Origin of the sequence: Clostridium sp. (assembly GCF_051654825.1) — a bacterium.
Classification (GTDB): Bacteria; Bacillota; Clostridia; order Clostridiales; family Clostridiaceae; genus Clostridium.
In genome coordinates this window covers 1-6,539 of the sequence record NZ_JBOFYU010000133.1, presented here as the reverse complement: position 1 = coordinate 6,539, position 6,539 = coordinate 1, and the positions used below count along the sequence as shown (strand labels likewise).

Annotated in this window: 7 protein-coding genes and 1 pseudogene; 1 reads left to right on the top strand and 7 read right to left on the bottom strand. The window is 28.0% G+C overall.

What is annotated here, in order from left to right; genetic code table 11:
• The 4 genes and pseudogenes from ACRDBA_RS08265 to ACRDBA_RS08250 all read right to left on the bottom strand — a co-directional run.
• Positions 1 to 215 (bottom strand): annotated as a pseudogene (locus ACRDBA_RS08265) (hypothetical protein); the annotation flags it as partial.
• Entirely contained in the window at positions 208 to 1,131 is a 924-nt protein-coding gene (locus tag ACRDBA_RS08260; RefSeq protein WP_438572449.1) for an ATP-binding cassette domain-containing protein, read from the bottom strand. The gene ACRDBA_RS08260 and the pseudogene ACRDBA_RS08265, both read right to left, overlap by 8 nt.
• 89 nt (positions 1,132 to 1,220) lie before the next feature.
• Positions 1,221 to 1,916, bottom strand: coding sequence for a response regulator transcription factor (locus ACRDBA_RS08255; RefSeq protein WP_438572448.1), 696 nt, complete (start codon positions 1,914 to 1,916; stop codon positions 1,221 to 1,223).
• A gap of 159 nt (positions 1,917 to 2,075) precedes the next feature.
• Positions 2,076 to 2,564, bottom strand: coding sequence for a CarD family transcriptional regulator (locus tag ACRDBA_RS08250; RefSeq protein WP_438572447.1), 489 nt, complete (start codon positions 2,562 to 2,564; stop codon positions 2,076 to 2,078).
• A gap of 504 nt (positions 2,565 to 3,068) precedes the next feature.
• On the opposite strand from ACRDBA_RS08250, the gene ACRDBA_RS08245 reads away from it, so the two are divergent.
• Positions 3,069 to 3,449 (top strand): winged helix-turn-helix transcriptional regulator, encoded by a 381-nt coding sequence (locus ACRDBA_RS08245; protein ID WP_438572446.1) that lies wholly within the window; start codon positions 3,069 to 3,071, stop codon positions 3,447 to 3,449.
• A gap of 51 nt (positions 3,450 to 3,500) precedes the next feature.
• Here ACRDBA_RS08245 and ACRDBA_RS08240 read toward each other — a convergent pair whose 3' ends face one another.
• The 3 genes from ACRDBA_RS08240 to ACRDBA_RS08230 all read right to left on the bottom strand — a co-directional run.
• Complete coding sequence (locus ACRDBA_RS08240; RefSeq protein ID WP_438572445.1) at positions 3,501 to 4,892, bottom strand: MATE family efflux transporter; 1,392 nt, start codon at positions 4,890 to 4,892, stop codon at positions 3,501 to 3,503.
• 207 nt (positions 4,893 to 5,099) lie between these two features.
• A complete protein-coding gene (locus ACRDBA_RS08235; RefSeq protein WP_438572444.1) occupies positions 5,100 to 5,624 on the bottom strand; it encodes a peptidoglycan recognition protein family protein in 525 nt (174 codons plus the stop codon).
• 55 nt (positions 5,625 to 5,679) lie between these two features.
• On the bottom strand, positions 5,680 to 6,539 hold an 860-nt coding region (locus tag ACRDBA_RS08230; protein ID WP_438572443.1), incomplete at its 5' end, for a hypothetical protein.

The following is a 6,539-nucleotide window of genomic DNA, read 5'->3' as shown; positions in this document are numbered from 1 at the left end:
ACTTGCTCTGAAGAAGCTACTGCACCCATTTGCTCCATTAGCAATTGTTTATCTTGCGCTGACATTTCCCCTAAGCTATCCATTAATACTTTTTCAAACAAAGGTGATGATAATACAATCATCATAATTGATAAAAATATTCCTACTCCACATAATACCCTAAATGTTTTATTTTTAAATAACTTAAATAGTTCCGCCTTTACTAATCTAAGCATAAGTAGCACCTCCAACTTTATTCATGAAATATTCTTCTAGGTTTTCACCCTTTAATCCTATCCTTTCTACTATTACTCCATTTTTAGATAGGCTAGAGTTTATAATTCCTACTGAATCTAAGTTGCTAAATATTCTTATCTTATTTTTTTCTAATACTTCATAATCAGTTATGTCTAATTTCTTTTCTAAAATAGTTACAGCCACTGCTGAATCATCTACTTCTAATTCAATATACTGTCTACACTTTTCGCTTAATTCCTTAGATGAAATTTCCTCTACTAATTTCCCACTATTAATTATTCCATAACAAGTTGCAAGTTCTGAAAGTTCACCTAATATATGACTTGATATTAATATTGTCACATCTTTTTCCTTATTAACTTTTTTTAATAATTCTCTTATTTCAACTATTCCCATTGGGTCTAATCCATTTATAGGCTCATCTAAAATTAATAATCTTGGATTTCCTAGCAATGCATTTGCTATCCCTAATCTTTGCTTCATCCCTAATGAAAAATTCTTAACCTTTTTCTTTTCAACATTATCTAGTCCTGTAAGCTTTAAAACCTCATTTATACACTCTTTTCCTGCTATATTTCTTACTAATCTTGATACTTCAAGATTTTCTCGTGCAGTCATATTTCCGTAAAAAGATGGTGTTTCTATTAAGCTTCCAACCATAGTTCTTGCATAATTTAAACCTTCTTCATCTGACTTTCCAAATAGCTCTATACTTCCATTAGTCTTATGAATCAAACCTGTAATTAATCTTATTAATGTAGTTTTACCTGCTCCATTTTGACCTATAAGACCATATATTTCACCTTTTTTAATCTTTATGCTTATACTATCATTTGAAAGTTGACTTCCATATTTCTTTGTAATATTTTGAGTTCTTAATACTATCTCTTTCATTAATGCTCCCTCCTGTTACCTTATGATTTTATTTTATAGGCTAACTTATAAGATAAATTAAAGTAAACATTAAGAAAGTATTAAGTTTATTATTCACTTAATTTAAATCCTATTCCCCATACAGTTTTTATATATTCCTTTTTTGCATCTACCTTTGCTAATTTAGATCTTAAATTACTTACATGAACATTAACAGTATTATCATCACCTAAAAACTCATTGTTCCATACTGATTCAAATAAATTTGCCCTTGTAAAAACCTTATGTGGATTACTGACCAATAACTCTAATATTGAAAATTCCCTTAATGTTAAAGTAACTTCTTCCTCATTAACAAACACTTGTCTACTTTCTAAATCTAAGGTTAAATTCTTATGCTGTAACCTTTCTTTATTATTATTTGATTTAGTAAATTCACTAGTTCTTCTTAATTGAACTTCTACTCTTACTATCACTTCATTTATATCAAATGGCTTACTAATAAAATCATCTGCACCCATTTTTAAAACATTAATTTTTTCTTCTTGTGTATCCTTAGCTGAAATAACTATTATTGGCACATTTTTATCATTTCTAATTTCATTAATAAGCTCTTCACCACTTACCCCTGGAAGCATTAAATCTAATAATATAAGATTATAATCAAATTGTTCAAGGCACATCTTTGCTTCTGTACCTGAATATGCAGACCTTACATTATAACCTTCCTTTGATAATACTTTATAAAATAAACTATTTATATCTACATCATCTTCCACTACTAATATTTCACCTTTATTGCTCATCTTAATAATTCACCTCATTAATTCCCATAATTAATTTAATTTGCTAATTTAAATTATACTACATAAATAGTTTTCTTTTCCATAAATAGCTTTTACATAAAATAAAAAAAGACCCTTCATTGTAATTACCTACAATGAAAAATCTCTCTTAATTTTATCTTACTTTATTGCATCATCTAATAGTCTATTAGCTTCATCTTTAGCTATGTTCTTAGATTGGCACATTTCATCAATAACGCATGCTCTAATATTTTGGTAAAATTGATTTTCTGTACTATTTAGCTTACTTTCTGTTTTAACCTTATTAAGGTCATAAACCATTCCTAAATAATCTTCTAATTTACCTAGTTTCATCTTTTTAGAATTAATAGCCATTCTTTCATTTGTAGATGACTTCTCTAATTCGTCTTTATTTGTAATAAAACTGCTAATATCCTCTAAGCTTTTATCTATTGCATTTGAATTGCTCATTAATCTAATGTTGGCAACATCAATTCTACTAACTGGTACAGTTAGCTTCATAGTATTGTTTATAATACTTATGCTGTAGTAATCTTGTTTTTCACCTTTAAATTCTCTTTCTTCTATAGAATCTATAATACCGATTCCTTGACATGGATATACAACTGTATCTCCTAAATTAAACAATAAATTACCTCCCTGCGTCTTTTATTTATCAGACTTAACTTCTATTATACCACACTTATGTAATTAATGATGCTTTATAATTTTTGTAATTATTCCCTATAATTTGTTTCAAAGAAAAAAAGACTCCTCCTTGTAATGACACTAACAAAGAAAAATCTATTTCCACTAATTAAATTTTAATAGGGGTTAAAATTTAATTTTTATAATTTATATTTTTAGGGATTCTTAATAAGAAGCTTTTATTAAGCTCTTATTATTGGTCTTAAAGACTAATAACTGCATTGATCTAATCTTTATAAAAATACTACATAATAGTATTTCCTTCTTAGATTTAATATAATCTTATTCCTAATAGCTCTTTTTAACAAGTAGGCACTTTTTTTATATATAGTATATAAAAATATACTGTCCTCTTAAAATTTAAAATTAAGTCTTATTTTCTTGATTTTTCTCCTATTTTGGTGATATAATATTTTGAAATTATATAATGCGAGGTATATAAAAATGAATAATTCACTAACTTTTCATGATGTATGCCATAACAAAAAAAATTGTGCAACATATGATACTTGTCCTATGATTTTAGTTCATAAATTAATTTCAGGAAAATGGAAAATACTAATTCTTTGGTATTTATGTAGTGGCTCTTTACGATTTAGCGATTTAAAGAGAAAGCTTCCTGACGTAACACAAAAAATGTTAACTAATCAACTTAGAAGTCTTGAGGAAGATGGCTTAATTTATAGACATGTTTATCCCGTTGTTCCTCCTAAAGTTGAGTATGGACTTACTGATACAGGCAAAAATATAATTCCAATGCTTGAAGAAGTACATAAATTTGGTATTAAATATCATAAGGATCTAAATAATAATAAAGAGGCATAGGTTATTCCTATGCCTCTTATATTTACATATTATATTTAAAAATCACTTTAATTATTCTGCAATTTTCAATTTTTCATTTTGCTCTTTTTCAACTTTATATAATTTACCCATTTTAGCCATCCATAAGAATATACTTATCATTAAAAGTCCCTTTAACACACTTGTTAATGTTATACTCCACCAAACACCATTTATTCCTAATAGCTCTGGCTTAGATATAATATAAGCTAATGGAACCCTTGCTCCTGTTAATACAGTTACTATTACTGATGGTATACTTGTTCTTCCAAATCCTTTAAATGCTCCTGCTGTTGTTATTTCAATACACATAAATATTTGTGAAAAACCTAGAATTCTTAAATAATCCTTTCCTCCAGCTATGGCTTCGCTTTCTGATATAAATAATGAGAATACTTGCTCTCCTGCAAAAATAAGAAGTAAGCTTGCTAATGTTCCAACTATTACAGCTAAGACTAATGTTATCTTAAAGCCTTTTCCAATTCTATCATATTTTTTTGCTCCATAGTTTTGTCCAATAAATGTCCCTACGGATACAGCTAACCCTTCCGCTGTCATCCATGAAATTGCTTCTATTTGTGAACCAACCTTTTGAACAGCTATTGGCACTGGCCCCCAAGATGCTACTATTCTTCCTATAAACATTGAAAATATAGTAAACATACCATTTTGGATTGCTACTGGTGTCCCTAATCTAAATAATATCTTATAATAATCTAAATCTATCTTTTTAAATATTTTTATTTTAAAGTAATCTTCTTTACTTCTTAATATTGCTACTAAGAAACAAGCCGCCACTACTATTTGTGCAAAAACAGTTGCTATTGCTGCTCCTGCAACACCTAACACTGGTGCTCCACCCCATCCTAAAATTAATACAGGGTCTAAAACTATATTTGTAATTAATCCAATAGTATTTATTATAAATGGAGTCTTACTATTTCCAAGTCCATTAAATATCCCTGTGAATACTGGATTAATAAAGTAAAATACCATTCCTAATGCCATAATTATTAAATATTCTTTTGACATTCTTATTACTTCTGCATCACCTAATTTAAAGAATCCTATTAATGGATCACAAAAAACTATTAATGCAATTGTATATAATATCGCTAATATTATATTTATTTCTATAGAAGATTTTATGTATGCCTTGGTATGCTTTTTATCGCCTCTTCCTATACTTTGTGCTACCTTTACTTCAGCACCAACCTTTGAAATTAATATAAATGCCATAGCAAGCCAAGGGAAAAACCCTGCTGTTCCTACAGCCGCCACTGCATTACTACCAGCTTTACCAACCCAAATCATATCAATCATGTTATAAGCCATTTGAATAAATGATGTCCCCATGATTGGTAAAGATAATTTAATTAGCTTTTCGGTAATTCTACCTTCTGTTAAATCAATTCTTCCTTCCATGTGTATCCCCCTTTTTCATATTGTTTTTCTAAAAATCCTCACAAAAAATAGCAGCCCCTATGCACTTAGATGCTACTATTTCCATTAAGTAAACTTAATAACTCAAAATCGAATTATTACCATTATATCAAATAGATATAAAAAATAAATACATTTTTAAAACTTTTTAATTTTTCCTCTATATCTAACTCTTTTTGCTTAAAATACTTACTTTACTCCTAATTCTGCCTTTATTTTTTCAAATGGAAAATTCTTTCCTGGGCATTCAGTGTTTTTTACATCCTTATGTCTTTTTAAATCCTTTATATTATATTTAATCATTAAATACCTAGATAATTCAATTAAGCTTTTCTTTTGCTTTTCAGTTAATTGTTCATTATTTAAGTTACCTTCTACAGCTATTCCAAAAGCTTTATCATTTACTCCTGGTGCATGAGCTCCTACTGCATTTTCTGGTCTTCCTCTATATATTGTTCCATCTTTTCTTATATAAAAGTGATATCCTATACCAGTCCACCCTCTATCTTTATGTTTCTTATCTATATCCTCAGGAGTTAAATTATCTTCAGCCGTATGATGATAAACTATCATTGAAGGCTTAAAATTATAATCTAATGGCTGAGCCCAATTATAATTTACCTCTTCAATTTTAGGCATAGGATTGTAGTCTCTCTTGCTTTTCTTTAGAACTCTTAAAAATTTATTTTTTATCCTTCTTAATAATGATATCATAGCCACTCCAAATAAAATTAATTCATTAAATTATATGATACTAATTTTATTTTTGCTACCCTTCTACAGCCAACTTTAAATTCCAAATAGATGTACCATCTTTAGTTTTTATTTCTCGTAATCCATATCCCTCTACTATTCTTCCAAATTTTTCATCTATACCAACCATACCTACCTTAAAGTTATCTATTCCATATATATACTGTAATCCATAAGTATCTTCAATTACTATATAACTATCAACTATATCTCCATCTCTGACACTTATTTTACTTTCTATGTTAAGCTTCATTTTATCAGAATTCCCTTCTAGTTCTTCTTCTGATATTTTTTCTCTATTTACTTCATTTATAAATGTAGCTTTTTGAATACTATTTTTTTCAGATGTATATGAATCTAATTCAATAGTACCCTTTCTATAAAACGTTCCTAATGAAGTTAAGTTCCACTCACCACTAAAATAAGCATTTGGATTAAGTAAATACCTATCCCTTAAATTTTCATATTGAAACTCTTTTATTTCTGAAGTTTTTATTACTCCATTATCATTTAATTTAAATATTCCTTTAATATCATCTAATATACTTACTTCTGTATTTAAGGTAAAAGCTGAATTTTCATATACCATAGGGATTTCTTTTTCATTTAATAATAAGCTAGCATTTGACCCTTCACTATATTCCTTAGGCGTAACCTTTAATCTAAGTTCAACACTAAGACTATCAGGTAATAACTCTCCATAAGTTAAGTCTATAGCTTCTACAATTTTATTTTGCTCTTGGAGACTTTCATTTATTATTGTTCTAACCTCTCCACCTATTGATAAATTACTGATACTAAACCTTATACTTTCTAATTCTCCTTCAAGATTACCAACTTTTTTTATAGTGTAAAAATTGCTAAATAGTAATACTC

What these genes read in the sequence shown, in the direction of transcription:
- ACRDBA_RS08260 (WP_438572449.1), bottom strand. Translation starts at nt 1,131, where the DNA reads ATGAAAGAGATAGTATTAAGAACTCAAAATATTACAAAGAAATATGGA.
- ACRDBA_RS08255 (WP_438572448.1), bottom strand. Translation starts at nt 1,916, where the DNA reads ATGAGCAATAAAGGTGAAATATTAGTAGTGGAAGATGATGTAGATATA.
- ACRDBA_RS08245 (WP_438572446.1), top strand. Translation starts at nt 3,069, where the DNA reads ATGAATAATTCACTAACTTTTCATGATGTATGCCATAACAAAAAAAAT.
- ACRDBA_RS08240 (WP_438572445.1), bottom strand. Translation starts at nt 4,892, where the DNA reads ATGGAAGGAAGAATTGATTTAACAGAAGGTAGAATTACCGAAAAGCTA.
- ACRDBA_RS08235 (WP_438572444.1), bottom strand. Translation starts at nt 5,624, where the DNA reads ATGATATCATTATTAAGAAGGATAAAAAATAAATTTTTAAGAGTTCTA.